The 1,689-nt window shown below is 56.0% G+C and carries 3 protein-coding genes; all 3 read right to left on the bottom strand.

Translation table 11 applies throughout. The annotated features are described in order from the left end of the window. A partial coding sequence (locus NW807_RS01275) for a sugar phosphate nucleotidyltransferase (protein WP_414425071.1) occupies positions 1-181 on the bottom strand: 181 nt, incomplete at its 3' end. 103 nt (positions 182-284) lie between these two features. Next, positions 285-1,298: an alpha/beta fold hydrolase gene (locus NW807_RS01270; protein WP_099816139.1), complete on the bottom strand. Its 1,014-nt coding sequence runs from the start codon at positions 1,296-1,298 to the stop codon at positions 285-287. Then, positions 1,295-1,689: fatty acid desaturase (locus tag NW807_RS01265; protein WP_414425070.1), on the bottom strand; the 395-nt coding region annotated here is incomplete at its 5' end. The genes NW807_RS01265 and NW807_RS01270, both read right to left, overlap by 4 nt.

The following is a 1,689-nucleotide window of genomic DNA, read 5'->3' as shown; positions in this document are numbered from 1 at the left end:
AATTGAACTGGGTCAAAACGTAGATTTTATGCACCTCTGAATTAATGCAATTGCTGACAGGAATATCAATCAAACGGTATTTCCCAGCTAGGGGTACAGCAGGTTTTGCCCGTAATTTGGTCAAGGGATACAGCCGTGTTCCAGCACCGCCGCCTAGAATAATCGCCAAAACCCGCTTCATGGTTTCGCCTCCCCTTGCGGTTGTCAGTATCAGGGTGCCCCGCTCCGGTACCGCTGACAAGAGTATCTTACTCCTGTTGTAGCATTTGTTGCACTGCCCTTACTCAGGAACAGTGGATGAGTTCCTGGATGGCATCCCGAATAAATGCCGCATCTACCGGATTTTGGTAGGGATTACCGGCTCGATGCCCCCACAGGGAAGGAATCTCTTTGTACATCGCATTGGGGATGTATTCCGCCTCGGCCCGACAGTCTGCGGGGGTGAAATAGAGATCGGTTTGCCCGGCCATGACCAACGTATGGGCACGAATGCTTCTGAGAGCCGCCTGGTAGTCGCCCTGGTAAATGGGGTTATCACTGACATCACAGCGAATCCAGGTTTCGAGCATCGCCAGCAAATCATGGGGATCACGGCGGCGATAATTGGCCTCCCAACCACGAACCAGGTAGTCTTCCAGCGAGGCATACCCCAACCCCTCATAGAGCCTCTGGTTAAAAAACGGCTGGGATACCGCCCAACTGGCGTAGATGTAGGCAAAAGCCCGAAACCCCCGGTCAGGTACCCCCACAAACCGCCGCCCATTCCAAGCCGCATCCGCTGTCAGCGCCGCCCGTAAACTTTCCAAGAACAGCCGGTTGTGAACCGTAGTTTTAGCCGTACCGCACAGAGCCGCAATCCGTTCTACCCGCTCTGGAAACAGCGCCCCCCAGTGATAGGCCTGCTGCGCCCCCATAGACCAGCCGTAGATGAGGGCAATCCGCTCAACCCCGAAATGCTGCCGCACGAGACTCTCTTGCAGTCGCACATTGTCCCAGTGGCTAAACCAAAAGCCATCTTCCCGCAGCCCACAGTTGGGGTCATTACTGGGCGAAGTCGAACAGCCATTGCCCAGCATATTGGGAATGACAATAAACCAGCGTTCCGGGTCGAGAATGCCATCGGGGGCAATGAGCCAATCAATATCCGAATGGTGCGCTCCGAAGGACGTGGGGTACAGCACCAAGTTATCCCGCCGGGGAGAAAGCTGACCGTAGGTGGCATAGGCCAGCGTCACCCGGGGTAAACAGACGCCACACTGTAGCTCAAAATGCTCCAACTGCCAGAACTGGGTCCTCATCCGGTCAAGGATTGGATGATCTGATAATGCACCCTCAGGTATCCCGCCTCCACGTGTGCCAGATGGGGCCGCAGGTAGGCATGGGCCTGAGCCAGTGCATGGAAAGGCAGCGAAGGGTACAGATGGTGCTCCGCATGGTAGGGCATATTCCACATGAGTAACCGCACCGGCCAAAGCGTAAGCGTCGTGCGGGTGTTGGTCAAAGGATTCTCATCCTGGCTACAGCCCGTGTGTTCCGCCAGCAGAATAAAGCGCAAAATCGGTTGCCCTACCGCCAAAGGCCATAACCACAGTACCAGGAACCCAGGCCAGTCCGTCCCTACCCAGATAGCCATCCCCAGGGCATAAACAGCCAACTGCCACCGCACCGAGCGGATCACCTCTGCCCGTG

The sequence above is a fragment of the Synechococcus sp. R70.1 genome (assembly GCF_047461675.1).
Lineage (GTDB): Bacteria > Cyanobacteriota > Cyanobacteriia > Thermostichales > Thermostichaceae > Thermostichus.
The sequence above is the reverse complement of the archived record's forward strand: the minus strand, read 5'-3'. Positions and strand labels throughout refer to the sequence as shown.